Source organism: uncultured Paracoccus sp., from assembly GCF_947496875.1.
GTDB lineage: Bacteria > Pseudomonadota > Alphaproteobacteria > Rhodobacterales > Rhodobacteraceae > Paracoccus.
Genome location: NZ_CANMEH010000002.1, coordinates 66,139 through 83,979, shown reverse-complemented (window position 1 = coordinate 83,979; position 17,841 = coordinate 66,139). Strand labels below are relative to the sequence as shown.

The window sequence follows — 17,841 nt, the reverse complement described above, 5'->3', positions numbered from 1 at the left end:
GGCGGGGATGGACGATCGACCGCAGATCGCGATCGTGGGCGCAGGGCTGATTGGCCGCGCCTGGGCGTATGTCTTTGCGCGGGGCGGGCTGACCGTGCGGGCCTGGGACCCGGACGCAGCGGTTCGGGACGACCTGGATGCCCAGATGCAGGCGATGGTGCGCGAAGCTGGCGGCCCGGCCGACCTGACCGGGCGCATCCGGGCTGTCGCCACCCTCGAGGAGGCGCTGGTCGGCGCCGCCCTGGCGCAGGAGAACGGCCCCGAACGGGCGGAGACCAAGCGGGAACTCTACACCCGGATGGATGCGATTGCGGACCGCGAGACGGTCCTGGCCTCGTCATCGTCGGCGATCCCCGCGTCGGTCTTTTCCAGCGGGCTGCCGGGCGCCGACCGCTGCCTTGTCGCGCATCCGGTCAACCCGCCGCATCTGGTCCCCGTCGTCGAACTCTGCCCGTCATCGGAGACCGCACCCGCGACGATGGACAGGGCCGAGGCAATCTACCGTGCGGTGGGACAGGTTCCGGTGCGCCTGACCTGCGAGGTCGAGGGGTTCGTGCTGAACCGGCTGCAGGCGGTGCTGCTCGCCGAATCCCTGCGCCTCGTTCAGGACGGCGTCTGCACCGTGCAGGGGCTGGACGACACGATCAAGCATGGGCTGGGACGGCGCTGGGCCTTCATGGGTCCGCTGGAAACCATCTCGCTGAATGCGCCCGAAGGGGTCGCCGATTACATGCGGCGCTACGGGCCGACCCTGGCCCGCCTGGCCGACGACAGTGCGCGCGGCGAAGCCTTCAACGACAGCGCCGCGCACATTGTCGCCGTGGCGTTCCCCGACACCGCGACGCCCGCGGCCGTCCGCGCCCGCACCGCGTGGCGTGACGGCGAACTGGCGGCGCTCGACGCCCACCTGCGCAGCCGCGCCAGCAAGGACTGACCCATGGCCAAGCCTCCCCGCAAGACGATCATCACCTGCGCCGTGACCGGGGCGATTCACACGCCCTCGATGTCACCGCATCTGCCGGTCACCGCATCCGAGATCGCCGAGGCGGCGATCGGTGCCGCCGAAGCCGGCGCCGCCATCGTCCATCTGCACGCGCGCAACCCCGAAGACGGAAGCCCGGACCAGTCACCCGAGGCGTTCCGGCCGTTCCTGCAGATCATCAAGCAGCGTTCGCCCGTGGTGGTGAACCTGACCACCGGCGGCGCCCCGACCATGACGATCGAGGAACGGATGCGTCCTGCGGCGGTCTATCGGCCCGAGGTCGCGTCGATGAACATGGGGACGATGAATTTCGGCCTGTTCCCGATGCTCGACCGCTTCGAGGGCAAGCTGCAGCACCAGTGGGAACGCGACTACCTGGGGAACCGCGACATCGTCTTCCGCAACACCTTCGGCGACCTGGAAAAGGTGATGACGGACCTGGGCGCCAACGGCACCCGGTTCGAGTTCGAGTGCTACGACACCTCGCATCTCTACAACCTCAAGCATTTCTACGATCGCGGCGTCGTCAAGGGTCCGCTGTTCATCCAGACGGTGTTCGGGCTGATGGGCGGGATCGGCGGCCACCCCGACGATGTCATGCACATGAAACGCACCGCGGATCGCCTGTTCGGCGACGATTACCGCTGGTCGGTGCTGGGGGCCGGTCGCAACCAGCTGCCCATTGCGGCAATGGCGGCGGCGATGGGCGGGCATGTGCGGGTTGGTCTGGAAGATTCTCTGTGGGCCGGGCCGGGCAAGCTGGCCGAAACCAACGCCGTGCAGGTGCGCCTGGTCCGTCAGATCATCGAAGGGCTGGGGCTGGAGATCGCCACCCCAGAGGAAGCGCGCGAAATCCTGACCCTGAAAGGCACCGACGATCTCGGGTTCTGATGGGTCCTCCGCAACCGGCCGATCGGACGGGCGCGCGCGGCGCTTGTCCCGCAGACTGCCCGTAGCGGTCCGGTTACACCTACTGCGCCGGTGAACCGGCCGGCCGCTGCGTGTAGTTCGGCAGAAACGCGCCACGATAGGACAGCACGTCCTGCCAGACCGTCAGCGCCGCCCCTTCCGGGGGGCTGTCGCTGCGGTGCATGAGGTACCAGCGTCGCATGATCGGCAGGTCCGGGCGGCGCAGGGCGACCAGTCGGCCGGCCTGCAGTTCATCCGTCACCGTGTGGGCCGAGATGATGGCGATCCCCAGGCCGGCCATGACCGCCTGCTTGATCGTCTCATTCGAATCCATCTCGATCTGCTGGTACGATTGTCCCTCGCCCAGCCGGTCGAGGAAACGTTGGGTCAGCAGGCGCGTTCCCGACCCCGGCTCGCGCAGGATGATCGTCTCCCCCAGCACCGCCTGGGGGGGCACTTCGGCATGGCGGGCCAGCGGGTGATCGGGCGGCGCGATGAGGACATGGGGATGCGGCCCCAAATCCGTGGCCGTCACCTCGGGCTGGCGCGGCGGCCGCCCCATGATCGCCAGGTCGATGGTGCCGTCGTTGAGCGCGGAGATGATCCAGTCGCGATTCCCGACCCGCAGATTGACCGCGATGTCGGGCCGGTCCTTGCGCAGACGCGCGACGAGCCGCGGCGCAAAATACTTTCCGGTCGAAACCGCCGCCAGCACGACCTGTCCCGCGCGCCCCTCCAAGAGCGCATCGATCTGGTCGAACGCGGCCTGGAACGCCGAGTCCGCCCTGCGAAAGGCCGACAGCAGCACCGCGCCGACCGGCGTGGGCTGAAAGGCGTGGATGCCCTCGCGATAGATGACCGCGGCGCCGAGATGATCCTCGAGGATCTTCAGCTGGCTGTGGACCGCGGGCGGCGTGAGGCCGAGCTGCTCGCCCGCGCCGCTGATCGACCGCTGTTCAGTGACGGCGCGGAGAGCGCGAAGCTGCTTGAGGGTCAGGGTGTGGAGCCGCTTCATTCATTTATCCCGAACCAGTGTTCGTGTTAATTAAATTTATCTTACGATCCGGCTGCGTCATCTTCAAGTCACAGATTCGCACCGGGAGAGAGCGATGACACAGCAGGGCAACGACATCGGACTGGACGGGCTGCAGGCCTCGGCCGATCTCCGCCAGGTCATCGCAACACTGTGCATGGTGGGCCGCGACCTGTCACGCCGGATTGCACGCGGACCGCTTGGTGGTGATCTCGCCGGCGCGGTCGGCAGCAACAGCGGCGGCGACACCCAGAAGGAACTGGACCTGATCGCCGATGAGGAGTTCGCGGCTGCGCTGCAGGATGGCCCGGTCCGCTGGTATGCCTCGGAAGAACGCGAAGACGTCTGCGAACTGAACCCCCGCGGCACGCTGGCGCTGGCCATCGACCCGCTGGACGGGTCGTCGAACATCGACGTCAACGTGTCGATCGGAACGATCTTCTCGGTTATGCCTGCGCTGGACGATTCCCAGGCATCGTTCCTGCGGGCCGGCACCGACCAGCTCGCCGCGGGCTACATCATCTTCGGGCCGCAGACCGCGCTGGTCGTCAGCATCGGTCATGGCACCATGATGTATGTCCTCGACCCGCAGACCCGGCGCTTCGAGCCGGTGCACCCGCCCATGACGATCCCCCAGAACGCCAGCGAGTTCGCCATCAACGCGTCCAACTATCGCCACTGGGACAAGCCGGTGCGGGCCTATATCGACGACTGCATCGCCGGTGACACCGGCCCGCGCGAAAAGAACTTCAACATGCGCTGGATCGCGTCGCTGGTGGCGGAAACGCATCGGATCATCACCCGGGGCGGCATCTTCCTGTATCCGCGCGACTCGCGCAAAGGCTATGAGCGCGGCCGCCTGCGCCATGTCTATGAATGCGCGCCGATCGCGATGCTGGTCGAACAGGCGGGCGGGGTCGCGACGGACGGCAGCGACCGCATCCTCGACCGGGTCCCGCAGTCGCTGCACGAACGCACCCCGTTCGTCTTCGGCACGGCCGACAAGGTTCACCGTGTCGCCGCCTATTACGACCTGCCCGGCGAGGAAGTCGGCGCGCTGTTCGGAAATCGCGGCCTGTTCCGCCAGTAGGAATGTTCGATGAGCAAGAAGCATCCCATCATCTCGGTCACCGGCAGTTCCGGCGCGGGAACCTCGACGGTCAAGCACACCTTCGACCAGATCTTCCGTCGGGAGGGCATCACGGCCGTCTCGATCGAAGGTGACGCCTTCCATAGGTTCAACCGCGCCGAGATGAAGGCGGAACTGCAGCGGCGGACCGAGGCGGGCGAGCACAGCTTCTCGCATTTTTCGGTCAATGCCAACGAACTGAAGATCCTGGAAGACGTGTTCCGCAGCTACGGGGAAACCGGTAGCGGAAAGACCCGCAACTATGTGCACGACGATGCCGAGGCCGAGCGGTTCGGGGTTCCCCCGGGAAATTTCACCGAGTGGCGCGACCTGGAACCGGGCTCGGACCTGCTGTTCTACGAGGGCCTGCACGGCTCGGTAAAGACGGCCGACATCGACATCGCGGGCCAGGCCGATCTGAAGATCGGGGTGGTTCCGGTCATCAATCTGGAATGGATCCAGAAGATCCACCGCGATCGCGCCAGCCGGGGGTATTCGACCGAGGCGGTCACCGACGTGATCCTGCGCCGGATGTATGACTACATCCACGTCATCACGCCCCAGTTCACCGAAACCGACATTAACTTCCAGCGGGTCCCGGTCGTCGATACGTCGAACCCGTTTGTCGCGCGCTGGATCCCGACCGCCGATGAGAGCCTGGTTGTCATCCGCTTCAGGAACCCGCGCGGGATCGATTTCGCCTATCTCACCGCGATGATCCACGGGTCGTGGATGAGCCGCGCAAACTCGATCGTGGTGCCCGGCAACAAGCTGGATCTGGCGATGCAGCTGATCCTGACCCCGCTGATCATGCGGCTGGTCGAAACTGCACGAAAGGCGTGAAGCAATGAACCATCAGGTGACGCCCAAGACCTACAAGGTGACGATGGCCGAACGGGCCATGGCGAATGCCATCCGTGCCCTGGCCATGGATGCGGTGCAGCAGGCCAACAGCGGCCATCCCGGCATGCCGATGGGCATGGCAGATGTGGCGACGGTGCTGTTCGACCGCTTCATGGCGATCGACCCCGCCGATCCGAAATGGCCCGACCGCGACCGCTTCGTGCTGTCGGCCGGGCACGGATCGATGCTGCTTTATGCGATCAACCACCTGCTCGGCTATGCCGACATGCCGATCGAGGAACTGCAGCAGTTCCGCCAGTTGGGCTCGCGAACGGCGGGTCACCCCGAATACGGTCACGCCGAGGGGATCGAGGTCACCACGGGGCCCCTGGGGCAGGGGCTGGCGACGGCGGTCGGCATGGCGCTGGCCGAGCGGATGGCCAACGCGCGCTATGACGACGATCTGGTCGATCACTGGACCTATGTCATCGCCGGCGACGGCTGCCTGATGGAGGGGATCAGCCACGAGGCGATCGACATGGCCGGCCACCTCGGACTTGGCCGGATGATCGTTCTGTGGGACGACAACAAGATCACCATCGACGGCTCGACCGAACTGTCCACCTCGACCGACCAGTTGGCGCGGTTCGCCGCGTGCGGGTGGCACACGCTGGCCTGCGACGCGCATGAACCCGAAGAGATCGCAGCCGCGATCGAGGAAGCCCGGAACGATCCGCGGCCTTCGCTGATCGCCTGCCGGTCGATCATCGGCTGGGGCGCGCCCACCAAGCAGGGCGGCCATGACGTCCACGGCGCGCCGCTGGGCGCCGACGAGATCACCGCGGCGCGGGGCTATCTGGAATGGGCGCACGAACCCTTCGTGATCGCGCCCGAAGTCTATGACGGATGGCGCGCCATCGCCGCTCGCGGGGCAGAGGCGCGGGCCGCATGGCAGGCGCGCCACGATGCGTCGCCGCACAGGGCGGCGTTCGACGCAGCCGAGGCGCGCGATGGGCGTGACCGGCTGACCGGCGCGATGGCCGACTACAAGGCAAAGCTGCTGAGCGAGCGGCCCAAGGTGGCAACCCGGAGGGCGTCCGAAATGGCGCTGGGGGTGGTCAACGAGGCGCTGACCGACACGGTTGGCGGTTCGGCGGACCTGACCGGATCCAACCTGACCCGCACACGCGACATGCGGCCGGTGACGCGCAGCGACTATGGTGGCGACTACATCCACTATGGCATCCGCGAACACGGCATGGCCGCGGCGATGAACGGGATCGCGCTGCATGGCGGCTTCCGCCCCTATGGCGGCACATTCCTGGCGTTTGCCGATTACTGCCGCCCGGCGATCCGCCTGTCGGCCCTGATGGGTGTGCCGGTCACCTACGTGATGACCCACGATTCCATCGGTCTTGGTGAGGATGGACCCACGCATCAGCCGGTCGAGCATGTCGCCTCGCTGCGCGCCATTCCGAACCTGATGGTGATCCGTCCGGCCGACGCGGTGGAAACCGCCGAGGCGTGGGAAATCGCGATGTCCGCCACCGATCACCCGACGCTTCTGGTCCTGTCGCGGCAGAACCTGCCGACGGTCCGCGATGCGGCGGACGAGAACCTGACGGCGCGCGGCGCCTATCTGCTGCGCGACCCGGGCGACCGGCAGATCACGCTGATCGGCACCGGGTCCGAGGTCGAGATCGCGCTGGCCGCGGCCGAGGCGCTGGAAGCCGATGGCATCCGCGCGGCCGTGGTCAGCGCCCCCAGCTTCGAGGCGTTCGCCGACCAGCCCGATGACTATCGCGCCGCGGTTCTCGGCGAGGTCCCGCGCGTCGGGGTCGAGGCGGCGATCCGGCAGGGATGGGATGGGCCGATGCTGCGCACCTCGGATGCCTTTGTCGGGATGACCGGCTTTGGCGCGTCCGCCCCGGCCCCGGCGCTTTACAAGCACTTCGGCATCACGGCCACGGCCGTGGCTGATGCCGCCCGCAACCTGATCAGGGAGTGACGAAACCATGGCGCTGATCACGCTGAGACAGCTTTTGGACCACGCCGCCGAGTACGGCTATGGCGTGCCCGCCTTCAACATCAACAACATGGAACAGGGCCTCGCGATCATGGAGGCCGCGCGGGCGGTGGACGCACCGGTGATCATGCAGGCCTCTCGCGGTGCCCGCAGCTATGCCAACGACATCATGCTGGCCAAGATGATCGAGGCCCTGGCCCAGATCTATCCGGAAATCCCGCTGTGCATGCACCAGGACCACGGCAATGACGAGGCCACCTGCATGACGGCGATCCGTCACGGCTTCACGTCCGTGATGATGGACGGCTCGCTGGAGGCCGACGGCAAGACCCCGGCCAGCTATGACTACAACGTCGAGATTACCGAGCGCGTGTCGCGGATGGCGCACTGGGTGGGCGCCAGCGTCGAAGGCGAACTGGGGGTGCTGGGCTCGCTGGAAGGCGAAAGCGAGGCCGAGGACGGGCACGGCGCAACCGGCAAGCTGGACCATTCCATGCTGCTGACCGATCCGGACCAGGCGGTCGATTTCGTCAGGGCGACCAGGGTGGACGCTTTGGCGATCGCCTGCGGCACCAGCCACGGCGCCTACAAGTTCAGCCGCAAGCCGGATGGCGACATCCTGGCCATGAAGGTGATCGAGGAAATCCACCGCAAGCTGCCGGACACGCACTTGGTCATGCATGGCAGCTCCTCGGTCCCGCAGGAATTGCAGGACATCATCAACGCCCATGGCGGCCAGATGCCGCAGACCTTCGGCGTTCCCGTCGAAGAGATCGTGCGCGGCATCAAGCATGGCGTGCGCAAAGTGAACATCGACACCGATGCGCGCATGGCGATGGCCGGCCAGTTCCGCAAGATCGCGGCCGAGAACCCGCGCGAATTCGATCCGCGCAAGTTCCTCAAGCCGGCCATGGACGCCATGCGCGACATGTGCCGCAACCGGATGGAGGCCTTTGGCACCGCCGGCAATGCCAGCAAAATCAAGGTCATCCCGATGGACGAGATGGCCAAACGCTATGCGTCGGGGGCGCTTGACCCGGCCGTGACCGCGGCCCGCGCCGCCTGAAGGGAGGAGAGATCATGGACGATCTGAGATCCGCCGGAGACTCCAAGCAGGAGATCACCGACAAGAAGAAACGCTACCAGGCCGGGGTGCTGAAATATGCACAGATGGGCTACTGGGATGGCGACTACGAGCCCAAGGACACCGACATCCTCGCGCTGTTCCGCATCACCCCGCAGGAGGGCGTGGACCCGATCGAGGCTGCAGCGGCCGTTGCAGGCGAAAGCTCGACCGCGACGTGGACGGTGGTCTGGACCGACCGGCTGACCGCCTGCGACCAGTATCGCGCGAAGGCCTACAAGGTCGAACCCGTGCCCGGGCAGCCGGGGCAGTATTTCTGCTACGTCGCCTATGACCTGATCCTGTTCGAGGAAGGCTCGATCGCGAACCTGACCGCCTCGATCATCGGCAACGTCTTCAGCTTCAAGCCGCTGCTGGCGGCCCGGCTCGAGGACATGCGCTTTCCCGTCGCCTACGTGAAGACCTTCAAGGGTCCGCCGACGGGGATCGTTGTCGAGCGCGAACGGCTGGACAAGTTCGGCCGGCCGCTGCTGGGCGCCACCACCAAGCCGAAGCTGGGCCTGTCCGGAAAGAACTATGGCCGGGTCGTGTATGAGGGCCTCAAGGGCGGCCTGGACTTCATGAAGGACGACGAGAACATCAACTCGCAGCCCTTCATGCACTGGCGCGACCGGTTCCTCTACGTGATGGAGGCCGTGAACCTGGCCACCGCCAAGACGGGCGAGATCAAGGGGCACTACCTCAACATCACCGCCGGCACGATGGAGGAGATGTACCGCCGCGCCGAGTTCGCCAAAGAGCTCGGCTCGGTGATCGTGATGATCGACCTCGTGATCGGCTACACCGCCATCCAGTCGATGAGCGAGTGGTGCCGGCAGAACGACATGATCCTGCACCTGCACCGGGCCGGCCACGGCACCTACACGCGGCAGAAGAACCACGGCATCAGCTTCCGCGTGATCGCCAAGTGGATGCGCCTCGCCGGAGTCGACCACATCCACGCGGGCACCGCCGTCGGCAAGCTGGAGGGCGATCCGATGACCGTCCAAGGCTTCTACAACGTCTGCCGCGAGACGCATAACGACGTGGACCTGCAGCGTGGCATCTTCTTCGAGCAGGACTGGGGCGACATCAAGAAGGTCATGCCGGTTGCCTCGGGCGGCATCCACGCCGGTCAGATGCACCAGCTGATCGACCTGTTCGGCGACGACGTGGTGCTGCAGTTCGGGGGCGGGACGATCGGCCACCCGATGGGCATCCAGGCGGGCGCGACCGCGAACCGGGTGGCGCTCGAGGCGATGATCAAGGCCCGCAACGAGGGCGTCGACATCGCCACCGAGGGTCCTGAAGTGCTGCGCAAGGCCGCCAAGTGGTGCAAGCCGCTGGAAGCCGCGCTGGATACCTGGGGCAACATCACCTTCAACTACACCTCGACCGACACGTCGGACTTTGTCCCGACCGCGTCCGTTTCCTAAGGGGGATCACATGCGTAACACTCAGGGCTGCTTCAGCTTCCTGCCCGACCTCACCGACGAGGAGATCACCGCGCAGGTCGAATACTGCCTGTCCCGCGACTGGGCGGTCGGCATCGAATACACCGACGAGCCGCACCCGCGGAACATCTTCTGGGAGATGTGGGGCAACCCGATGTTCGACCTGAAGGACGCCAAGGGCGTGATGATGGAGCTTGACGACTGCCGCAAGGCACATGGCGACAAGTACATCCGCATGAACGCCTTCGACTCGACCCGCGGGTTCGAGACGGTGACGATGTCCTTCATCGTCAACCGCCCCAAGGTCGAGCCGGAGATCATCATGCGCCGGACCGAGGTTGACGGGCGGTCGATCCGCTACACCCACGAGGTCGCGCGCTGACGCAGAAGACCATGGCGGGCGCCTACACGCGCCCGCCATCCGCCAGCATGACCGTTCAGCAAGGAAGACACCGCCCATGGACCAGACCACCCCCACGAGCATCGATCTGCGGGCCGAGTACGAGGAATCGGGCGTCCGCGAGGTTCTTGACGAGCTGGACCGGGAACTGATCGGCCTTGCCCCGGTCAAGCAGCGCATCCGCGAAACCGCGGCCCTGCTGCTGGTCGACCGCGCCCGCACGCGGCTGGGGCTGAGCCACGAGACCCCCACGCTGCACATGTCGTTCACCGGCAACCCGGGGACCGGCAAGACAACCGTCGCGCAAAAGATGGCCGGGCTGCTGCATCGCCTCGGCTATGTCCGCAAGGGCCACCTGGTCAACGTGACGCGCGACGATCTGGTCGGCCAGTACATCGGCCACACCGCCCCGAAGACCAAGGAGGTGCTGAAAAAGGCGATGGGCGGCGTGCTGTTCATCGACGAGGCGTATTACCTTTACAAGCCCGACAACGAACGCGATTACGGGCAGGAAGCGATCGAGATCCTGCTGCAGGTCATGGAAAACAACCGCGATGATCTGGTCGTCATCATGGCCGGCTATGCCGATCGCATGGACAGGTTCTTTGCCGCCAATCCCGGGTTCCGGTCACGGATCGCCCATCACATCGACTTTCCCGATTACAGCGACGAGGAGCTGGGCCGTATCGCCGAGTCGATGCTGGACGCGCAAGGCTATCGTTTCGACCCGGCCGCCCAGGCGGCGATGGCCGAATATGTCGGCCTGCGCCGGGCACAGCCGCACTTTGCCAACGCGCGGTCGATCCGGAACGCGCTGGACCGGGCCCGGCTGCGTCAGGCGAACCGGCTGTTCTCGCAACAGGGGCGGGTCTCGGCCGACGATCTGTCCACCATCACCGAACCCGACCTGCGTGCCAGCCGCGTGTTTTCGGGCGGGCTCGACCCGGATGGCAGCCGTGAGCGCGAGCGCGTGCAGGACCTCCAGTACGACAACGCATGAAGGAACCCGACATGACATTCGACCGCAAGATCAAGATCGCGCCGTCGATCCTGTCCGCCGATTTCGCCGATTTCGGCCGCGAGATCCAGGCGATCGAGGCGCAAGGCGCCGACTGGGTCCATGTCGACGTCATGGACGGGCATTTCGTGCCGAACCTGACCTTCGGTCCGCCCGCGGTTGCGGCCTTTCGCAAGCATGTCGGCACGGTGATGGACGTTCACCTGATGATTGCGCCGGTTGACCCCTACATCCAGGCATTCGCCGACGCAGGCGCGGACATCATCACCGCGCATGTCGAGGCCGGGCCGCATATCCATCGCACGCTGCAGGCCATCCGCGCGGCCGGCAAGAAGGCCGGCGTTGCACTGAATCCCGGGACCCCGGCCGAGTCGGTGGCGCATCTGCTGGACCTTGCCGACCTGGTCTGCGTGATGACGGTGAACCCAGGCTATGGCGGGCAGAAATTCCTGGACATGACGGCCAAGATCCGGCGTCTGCGCGAGATGATCGGCGACCGCGAGATCCACATCGAAATCGACGGCGGCGTCGATCCGGGCACCGCGCCGCTGGTGGCTGCCGCGGGCGCCGATGTGCTGGTCGCGGGTTCGGCCGTGTTCCGCGGCGGCTCGGTCTCGAACAGCGCACCTTATGGCGAGAACATCTGCGCCATCAGGCAGGCGGCAGAAGGGGCGTTGGCCTGATGCTGCGCGCGCTCATCTTCGACGTCGACGGGACGCTGGCCGAAACCGAGGAACTGCACCGCCGTGCCTTCAACGATACCTTCGCCGCGCAGGGGTTGGGATGGGAGTGGGACCAGCCCACCTATCGCGAGCTGCTGCGCGTCACCGGGGGAAAGGAACGGATCGCCCACTATCTGACCGATCATCTGGGTGTCGCGGCGGATCACCACGACATCCCCGACCTGCACCGCGCCAAGACGGACCGCTTCACCGAACTGATGTCCAAGGGTGAGATCACGTTGCGCCCGGGCATCCTGCGCCTGATCGAAGCGGGACGGAACGCAGGTCTGAAACTGGCAATCGCCACCACCACCAGCCGCCCCAATATCGAAGCGCTGATCCGCGCCACGATGGGGCAGCCCGCCGATCAGGTCTTCGATGCCATCGCCGCAGGAGACGAGGTGGATGCAAAGAAACCCGCGCCGGACGTCTACCTGCTCGCGCTGGAGCGGCTGGGCGTCGCCGCGCCCGAGGCGGTTGCGCTGGAGGATTCGCTGAACGGGCTCGCCTCGGCTCGCGCCGCCGGGCTGGCCTGTGTCGTCAGCCCCGCGACCTACACGCAGGGCGACGCATTCCCTCCGGACGCGGTGCTGATCGACGGCTTCGACCAGATCACCGACATCGACGCGCTGAGGGCGCTGTTGGTGCGCGAAACAGCGTAGCGGACTGCACGCCACTATTGCGAATGCCGTGACCGGTCAGTTCCGCGGCCTGAGCAGGTTCGTGCATCTGCCGCGCGGCCTTCCTCCGGCCGCGCGAGTGGCCCGCGTCAGTTCGGCGTCGAGATCGTGCCGAGATAGGCGGCGCACCGTTGCGCATGCAGCCGGGCGATCTGGATTGCCCGATCCGCCCCAACGGCCTGAAAAGTGATGCGGTCGCGCGGGCGCAACTGCACCACCCGGTCCAGGTCCGCCGCCAGGACGGTGGCGATCTTGGGATAGCCGCCGGTCGTCTGGTGATCGCGCAGCAGCAGCGTCGCCACCCCGTCCCCGGCCACCTGGATCGAGCCGGCGACAATCGGCTCCGACGGGATGGACAGGGCGTCGGCGATCGCCAGCGCCGGGCCGCGCAGCCGAACCCCCATCCGGTCATAGGAATCCGACAGCGTGTGCGCGCCGGTCAACAACGCGGCGACTGCCTCGGGCTGCACACGGTGCAACTGCGGCCCAAGCACGACCCGCGCGGTCGACTGGGCCCGGGCGAGGACCGGGCAGGGGAAGCGACGTTCCCGTTCGGGGCTGATGCGGCTGTCACGGATGACGATCTCGCCACCGCTTTCCAGCAGGCCGCCGCCGAACCCCGAGGTGGTGTGTGTCGCCGTGTGGCCCAGCCATTCGGCCGCCTCGATCCGGCCGGCCAGCGCCAGATAGGTCCAGCTGCCCCAGTGACCCCGCTGGACCTGCAGGGTTTCGCCGGGCCGGAGGGTGCGCACCTCCCAGCCCCCGGACCGGGTGCCGGCGTGATCCACGACGAACCCGCCACCGGCGACGGCGAAGGTGACACCCCCGTCAACGCATTCGATGGTCAGCCCGGCGGGCGAGATCTCGATGGCGGTCGCATCCGCCGGATTGCCGACCGCGAGATTGGCGGCCGCATGGGCCAGACCGTCCATCGGACCGGACTCCGGCACCCCGAACCGCAGCAGACCGGGACGACCCCCGTCCTGGTACGAGACATGGGGCCCGGCGAAGGTGACGCGCAGACGGGCCGTCGTCATGCCGCCACCTTGCGGTCATAGTCGGCGCGCGTGATCCGACGCATCCGGACCGGATCGCCGACGTCGAAGAGGAACGGATGATCGAGGTCGCCCGTCAGGATGCGCGTGGGGGAACGCCCGATCACCCACCACCCCGCCGGCATCAGCAGCGTCGTGACGATGCATTGCGGCCCGGCGATGATCACGCTGCCGGCGGCCACACCGCGGATCGCCGCCGGCTTGCGCGGCAGCTGGATCGCTTCGGGTGTTCCCGACATGTAGGCGTAGCCGGGCGTGAAACCGTACATGCGCACCCGATAGTCGCCAGACAGGTGGGCGGCGATCACCTCGTCCACGCTCAACCCCGTCTGCTCGGCGACGGATGCCAGATCGTGGCCCAGATCGGGATCGTAGCACACCTCGACCTCGCGCAGGGTTCCGGCGCGGCCGGCCGCCGGCGGGTGCGCCAGGCAGTTGCGGACGGCGGCCTCGATCTGCCGGTGATCGGTGGCACACGGGTCGAAGTCGATCAGCAGGTTGACAAGCCCGGGCACCACCTCGCGCAGGCCGGGCGGCGGGTCGTCCGCCAAGGCCCGGTCCAGCGCGACGATGCGGTCGCTGGTCGCGTCGTCGATCGTTTCGCCCAGTTCGACAAGCAGGGCATGATCGGCCACGGGCGCAAAACACGGTGTCGACGGCATCATCGATCCAGGAAAGGCGCCACGGTGACGCCTGTGTCGTCCAGCCGGGTACGCAGCAGGCGGGCCATCTCCACCGCGCCGGGGGTGTCGCTGTGAACACAGATCGAATCCGCGGCCAGTTCGATCGGATCGCCGCCGATCACCGGCATCCGTCGGTCCTGCAGGAACGCGATCAGTCGCTGCGCCACCGCATCGACGTCGTGCAGCACCGCGCCCGGCTGGCTGCGCGGAACCAGCTGGCCGTTCGGCTGGTAGGCCCGGTCGGCAAAGATCTCGGAAAACACCTGCACGCCGGCCTGCCGCGCTGCATGTTCCAGCGCGGTGCCGGATATGGCGAGGATGGCGAGGTCGCGATCAATGTCGCGGACCGCCGCCGCGACGCCCTGCGCCACGTCCGCATCGGCCGCGGCCAGATTGCCCAGGGCCCCGTGCGGTTTGACATATCGCACCCGTGTCCCGGCCAGTGCTGCCAGCGCCGACAGCGCGCCGATCTGCGCGGCCACCATGCGGCCGATCTGGTCGGGGGTCATGGGGATCACCCGCCGGCCAAAGCCTTCGCGGTCCGGATAACCCGGATGGGCCCCCACGATCACCCCGCGCCGTGCGGCAAGGGTCAGGGTCTGGAACATCGTTTCTGGGTCGCTGGCGTGCCCGCCGGCCGCGACGTTGGCGCTGGTCACCAGCGACAGCATCGTTTCGTCGTCGCCCATCCGCCACGGGCCGAACCCCTCGCCGAGGTCGGAATTCAGATCGATCCGGGTCATCATGCCTCCGTCTGCTCGGGGTGCAGTGTCCAACAGCTTGCCGCCATCGTCCACCGGGATCATCGCGAAAGAGCAGCCGGGAAAAGCGGCCTGTGCGTCTGGTTCCCTTACCAAGTCGCTGCAAAGGGGCGTCACGCACCGGGCAGTAGACGGGACCCGTGGACCAACTGCGGTGCGGAAAAGCCTGCCACCGGCGCTACGCCAGCAGCAGATCGAAGTCGCTCGGGTCGACGAGCGCCCGGTCGATGTTCAACAGTTCGACCACCGCATCGTCGTAGTCGATGCGCGTGTGCTGGCCTAATGCGCCGAAGCGGCTGACGGAAAGCTCGGCATAGTCGGTCCCGGCGGCCCCGTGGAACCGCAGCGAGTCGACCCCGTCCTCGAAATCGGTGATCCGTGACACCGAGTCCTGGACAAACTGGAACATGTCGGCGCCGGCGCCGCCCACCAGGGTGTTGCGGCCGCTCCCCCCGTTTAGAACGTCCGATCCCGCTCCGCCCCGCAGCACGTCGTTGCCCGACCCGCCGTACAGCCGATCGGCTCCGTCGCCATCGCCCCCAAGCAGGGTGTCGTTGCCGACATCGCCATATACGACGTCGTCTCCCCGACCGGCGTGGATCCGGTCGTTGCCCCGGCCCCCCGAGACAGTGTCATTACCGGAGAAACTGCGGATCACGTCGTCCACCTGGATGCCGGTGATCGCGTCATTGCCTGACGTGCCCCGCAAGATGCCATCGGCGGGCGGCCGCACGTCTTCCATGATGTCGTCGTAGTTCGTCACGCCCAAGGTCTCGTCGCGGCTGACACCGGTGGGCAGCATCGTCAGGGGGTCACCCCCCGCCGCGGCCAGCATGGCACCGATGAAGGCGTTGGAATTCTCGCCGAACACCTCATAGCCTTGGTCGGCCTGGTCGATCATGCGCGCGTACTTGACCATTAGCGCCCAAGCCTGATCGTCGGTGAGGTCCGGGAAGTCGAGCGGCGTGCTGGCGCGCTCGGCCGGTGGATCGCCATCGCGATCGTCGGCCGAGTCCTCGAGGCGAACGTTCGCCTCGACCTTCATGTCGCCGAACCACGGCAGGTATTTCCGCTCCGGTCCCGAGCGGATCACGTACTCGTCGCCGTTGCTGTCGCGGAAGACGAGATAGAGATGCGTCGCCCCCGAGGGCAGGCCGAAGATCTCGACGTCGCTGGCCTCGATGAAGATCTGACCGGTCATCTGCGCGCTCCGGCTTCGATGTGGCTGTTCATGTCAGGATAGCAGCAACGAAGCTGCCGAAACAGCGGCTAGCAGCGGTGGACGTTGGCTCACAGGTGTTTACAGACTCCGTGTGACATCCGGTGCCTACGCACGTGGCCGATCCAGCCCACGTGAGGCGACGGCATAACCGAGCAGGCCGATCAGCGGTCCTGGCACGAGCAGCCAGATGGCCGCGGGCCCCACCAGCGCGAACAGCGCGGTTTCCCCACCGATCGCGACCATCGTGATCGCAAAGCCGATTGCGTTCTGGACTGCCAGCGCCCCACCCACCGCATCCCTCGGACAGGATCCTGCGGACAAGGCCGAGAACTGGGGCGAGTCCGCCACGACCGCGGCCCCCCAGATCAGGAGCAGGATCAGCAGCACGCCGGGTAGCATTGCCTGCCACGCCAGCGCCACCAGCATGCCGCATACGCCCGACAACGCAAGGGCGCCCAACGCCACCTTCTCGCTTCCAATGTGCCGCGACAGGCGCCCCCCGATGAGGCAGCCCAGCGCACCCACGGCGATAATCGCAAAGGACAAGCCGGACTGACCGGCGACTGGAAACCGGTCTGACAGACCGGTGCCGGCGAGCAGAAGCGGCACGACGGTCCAGAACGCGTAGAGTTCCCACATGTGACCAAAATAGCCGACGGCGGCGGCGCGATACCCCGGGATTCGAAAGGCGGTGAGGATCGACGGGCGGCGCGGCGATCCCGGCTGGCGGACCGGGCGGATCGGAATATGGGGGCCGTCCCCGAGCGCACGGATCAGCCCCGCCCCCAGCAGCGCCAGGACGGACGATGCCGTGACGATCCACTGCCACGGCAGGTCGCCGCCGGACCAGCGCAGCAGATGTGGCAGCGCCGTGCCGAGGGTCAGCATCGCGACCAGCAGCGCCAGCGCCTGGCCGGTCCGCGCAGGTTCCCAACTGACGATCAGCTTCATGCCGATCGGGTAGATGCCCGCGAGGCTCAGCCCGACGAGGAAGCGGAACGCCACGCCGGTGGCAACATCCTGCGCCAGCCATGCGAAGCCGGCGTTGAACAGCGCCCCGCAGATCGACGCGACCGTGAAGATCAGACTGGCCCGGAACCGGTCGGCCAGACCGCCGAGGGAGATGACGAGCGTGCCGGCGATGAACCCGGCCTGGACCGCACTGGTCAGCAGACCGATGTCCCGGGGCCCAGCACCCCAGTCCTGCATCAGCCCGTCGGCCGCGCTGTTGGCGCTGAACCAGAGAGAGGTGCCGAAAAGCTGGGCGATCGAAACAACGGCGACGGGTCCGACGCGACGCAATCGTTGGAAAGGACCACCCTGTTCTGCCGTCATGCTTGCCCCCGGATGCGCCGTCGGAGCCAGCAGGCTCGGCTGTCACGAGACAAGCTGCAGTCGGTCACTTTCCGCAAGCCCTGGCAGTGTGATCGGCCCGCCTTGATTAGCACTTATCGGACGGCAGACTGGACCGACATCATCGCACCGGCGATCAACCGGGGCGGCCAGGTGAGTTGCCACCGGCGGCGTCCGCCCTGGCAGAGACCGCCTCGACCACAATCTCGTCCAGCCCCGCGCCGCCGCTGCGGACGATTTCCTGCAACCGGCGCCGCATGCCCGGTTCCCAGAAATCGTCCAGATGCGCGGCAACCTTTTCGCTGGGCGGGCCGCCCGGCTGGGTGCGGAAGAACGCGGCGATCTGGTTGGCCATGCGGATCAGGGATTCATCCGACATGTCGCGACCCGCTCTGTCCGGCCCGCGCAGGCCCGCGTGCATGGCGGGCAGGGCGCCCATGGCAGGGGA

Annotated in this window: 18 protein-coding genes; 11 read left to right on the top strand and 7 right to left on the bottom strand. The window is 66.9% G+C overall.

Features of this window, described 5'->3' with window-relative positions; all coding sequences use genetic code 11:
- Window positions 1–7 precede the first annotated feature (7 nt).
- Together Q0938_RS02680 and Q0938_RS02675 are read left to right on the top strand one after the other, a co-directional pair.
- Window positions 8–934: a 3-hydroxyacyl-CoA dehydrogenase gene (locus tag Q0938_RS02680; protein ID WP_299358872.1), complete on the top strand. Its 927-nt coding sequence runs from the start codon at window positions 8–10 to the stop codon at window positions 932–934.
- Window positions 935–937: 3 nt separating this feature from the next.
- Window positions 938–1,873, top strand: a complete 936-nt coding sequence (locus Q0938_RS02675) for a 3-keto-5-aminohexanoate cleavage protein (protein ID WP_299358870.1) — start codon at window positions 938–940, stop codon at window positions 1,871–1,873.
- A 79-nt stretch (window positions 1,874–1,952) separates the two neighbouring features.
- On the opposite strand, the gene Q0938_RS02670 is transcribed toward Q0938_RS02675, so the two are convergent.
- Window positions 1,953–2,906 (bottom strand): LysR family transcriptional regulator, encoded by a 954-nt coding sequence (locus Q0938_RS02670; protein WP_299358868.1) that lies wholly within the window; start codon window positions 2,904–2,906, stop codon window positions 1,953–1,955.
- Window positions 2,907–3,000: 94 nt separating this feature from the next.
- Between Q0938_RS02670 and Q0938_RS02665 the strand changes: the two genes are divergently transcribed.
- The 9 genes from Q0938_RS02665 to Q0938_RS02625 all read left to right on the top strand — a co-directional run bounded on the left by Q0938_RS02665 (window position 3,001) and on the right by Q0938_RS02625 (window position 12,301).
- Window positions 3,001–4,014, top strand: a complete 1,014-nt coding sequence (locus Q0938_RS02665; protein ID WP_299358866.1) for a class 1 fructose-bisphosphatase — start codon at window positions 3,001–3,003, stop codon at window positions 4,012–4,014.
- A 9-nt stretch (window positions 4,015–4,023) separates the two neighbouring features.
- Window positions 4,024–4,896, top strand: coding sequence for a phosphoribulokinase (locus tag Q0938_RS02660; protein WP_299358864.1), 873 nt, complete (start codon window positions 4,024–4,026; stop codon window positions 4,894–4,896).
- A 4-nt stretch (window positions 4,897–4,900) separates the two neighbouring features.
- Window positions 4,901–6,904, top strand: coding sequence for a transketolase (gene tkt / locus Q0938_RS02655; RefSeq protein WP_299358862.1), 2,004 nt, complete (start codon window positions 4,901–4,903; stop codon window positions 6,902–6,904).
- 7 nt (window positions 6,905–6,911) lie between these two features.
- On the top strand, window positions 6,912–7,988 hold the full coding sequence (gene fba / locus Q0938_RS02650; RefSeq protein ID WP_299358859.1) for a class II fructose-bisphosphate aldolase: 1,077 nt from the start codon (window positions 6,912–6,914) through the stop codon (window positions 7,986–7,988).
- A gap of 14 nt (window positions 7,989–8,002) precedes the next feature.
- Window positions 8,003–9,481, top strand: coding sequence for a form I ribulose bisphosphate carboxylase large subunit (locus Q0938_RS02645; protein WP_299358857.1), 1,479 nt, complete (start codon window positions 8,003–8,005; stop codon window positions 9,479–9,481).
- Between the two features lie 10 nt (window positions 9,482–9,491).
- Window positions 9,492–9,881, top strand: a complete 390-nt coding sequence (locus tag Q0938_RS02640) for a ribulose bisphosphate carboxylase small subunit (protein WP_299358855.1) — start codon at window positions 9,492–9,494, stop codon at window positions 9,879–9,881.
- 76 nt (window positions 9,882–9,957) lie between these two features.
- Window positions 9,958–10,899, top strand: coding sequence for a CbbX protein (gene cbbX, locus Q0938_RS02635; RefSeq protein ID WP_299358854.1), 942 nt, complete (start codon window positions 9,958–9,960; stop codon window positions 10,897–10,899).
- 11 nt (window positions 10,900–10,910) lie between these two features.
- Window positions 10,911–11,600: a ribulose-phosphate 3-epimerase gene (gene rpe / locus Q0938_RS02630; RefSeq protein WP_299358853.1), complete on the top strand. Its 690-nt coding sequence runs from the start codon at window positions 10,911–10,913 to the stop codon at window positions 11,598–11,600.
- Window positions 11,600–12,301: an HAD-IA family hydrolase gene (locus Q0938_RS02625; RefSeq protein ID WP_366942725.1), complete on the top strand. Its 702-nt coding sequence runs from the start codon at window positions 11,600–11,602 to the stop codon at window positions 12,299–12,301. The genes rpe and Q0938_RS02625 overlap by 1 nt, the downstream gene beginning before the upstream one ends.
- Before the next feature lie 107 nt (window positions 12,302–12,408).
- On the opposite strand, the gene Q0938_RS02620 is transcribed toward Q0938_RS02625, so the two are convergent.
- From Q0938_RS02620 to Q0938_RS02595, 6 genes are all read right to left on the bottom strand, one after another.
- A complete protein-coding gene (locus Q0938_RS02620; RefSeq protein ID WP_299358850.1) occupies window positions 12,409–13,356 on the bottom strand; it encodes a biotin-dependent carboxyltransferase family protein in 948 nt (315 codons plus the stop codon).
- Complete coding sequence (locus Q0938_RS02615; protein WP_299358849.1) at window positions 13,353–14,009, bottom strand: allophanate hydrolase subunit 1; 657 nt, start codon at window positions 14,007–14,009, stop codon at window positions 13,353–13,355. The genes Q0938_RS02620 and Q0938_RS02615 overlap by 4 nt, the downstream gene beginning before the upstream one ends.
- Before the next feature lie 26 nt (window positions 14,010–14,035).
- Entirely contained in the window at window positions 14,036–14,800 is a 765-nt protein-coding gene (locus Q0938_RS02610; RefSeq protein WP_299358848.1) for a 5-oxoprolinase subunit PxpA, read from the bottom strand.
- Window positions 14,801–14,996: 196 nt separating this feature from the next.
- The gene (locus tag Q0938_RS02605; protein ID WP_299358847.1) at window positions 14,997–16,019 is read right to left on the bottom strand and encodes a calcium-binding protein; all 1,023 of its coding nucleotides are present in this window, start codon (window positions 16,017–16,019) and stop codon (window positions 14,997–14,999) included.
- Window positions 16,020–16,145: 126 nt separating this feature from the next.
- Entirely contained in the window at window positions 16,146–17,375 is a 1,230-nt protein-coding gene (locus Q0938_RS02600) for an MFS transporter (RefSeq protein WP_299358846.1), read from the bottom strand.
- A gap of 154 nt (window positions 17,376–17,529) precedes the next feature.
- Entirely contained in the window at window positions 17,530–17,772 is a 243-nt protein-coding gene (locus Q0938_RS02595; RefSeq protein ID WP_299358844.1) for a formate dehydrogenase subunit delta, read from the bottom strand.
- Window positions 17,773–17,841: the final 69 nt, after the last annotated feature.

Coding starts and splice junctions, on each gene's coding strand:
- Q0938_RS02680 (WP_299358872.1), top strand. CDS start 8: ATGGACGATCGACCGCAGATCGCGATCGTGGGCGCAGGGCTGATTGGC.
- Q0938_RS02675 (WP_299358870.1), top strand. CDS start 938: ATGGCCAAGCCTCCCCGCAAGACGATCATCACCTGCGCCGTGACCGGG.
- Q0938_RS02670 (WP_299358868.1), bottom strand. CDS start 2,906: ATGAAGCGGCTCCACACCCTGACCCTCAAGCAGCTTCGCGCTCTCCGC.
- Q0938_RS02665 (WP_299358866.1), top strand. CDS start 3,001: ATGACACAGCAGGGCAACGACATCGGACTGGACGGGCTGCAGGCCTCG.
- Q0938_RS02660 (WP_299358864.1), top strand. CDS start 4,024: ATGAGCAAGAAGCATCCCATCATCTCGGTCACCGGCAGTTCCGGCGCG.
- tkt (WP_299358862.1), top strand. CDS start 4,901: ATGAACCATCAGGTGACGCCCAAGACCTACAAGGTGACGATGGCCGAA.
- fba (WP_299358859.1), top strand. CDS start 6,912: ATGGCGCTGATCACGCTGAGACAGCTTTTGGACCACGCCGCCGAGTAC.
- Q0938_RS02645 (WP_299358857.1), top strand. CDS start 8,003: ATGGACGATCTGAGATCCGCCGGAGACTCCAAGCAGGAGATCACCGAC.
- Q0938_RS02640 (WP_299358855.1), top strand. CDS start 9,492: ATGCGTAACACTCAGGGCTGCTTCAGCTTCCTGCCCGACCTCACCGAC.
- cbbX (WP_299358854.1), top strand. CDS start 9,958: ATGGACCAGACCACCCCCACGAGCATCGATCTGCGGGCCGAGTACGAG.
- rpe (WP_299358853.1), top strand. CDS start 10,911: ATGACATTCGACCGCAAGATCAAGATCGCGCCGTCGATCCTGTCCGCC.
- Q0938_RS02625 (WP_366942725.1), top strand. CDS start 11,600: ATGCTGCGCGCGCTCATCTTCGACGTCGACGGGACGCTGGCCGAAACC.
- Q0938_RS02620 (WP_299358850.1), bottom strand. CDS start 13,356: ATGACGACGGCCCGTCTGCGCGTCACCTTCGCCGGGCCCCATGTCTCG.
- Q0938_RS02610 (WP_299358848.1), bottom strand. CDS start 14,800: ATGACCCGGATCGATCTGAATTCCGACCTCGGCGAGGGGTTCGGCCCG.
- Q0938_RS02605 (WP_299358847.1), bottom strand. CDS start 16,019: ATGACCGGTCAGATCTTCATCGAGGCCAGCGACGTCGAGATCTTCGGC.
- Q0938_RS02600 (WP_299358846.1), bottom strand. CDS start 17,375: ATGACGGCAGAACAGGGTGGTCCTTTCCAACGATTGCGTCGCGTCGGA.
- Q0938_RS02595 (WP_299358844.1), bottom strand. CDS start 17,772: ATGTCGGATGAATCCCTGATCCGCATGGCCAACCAGATCGCCGCGTTC.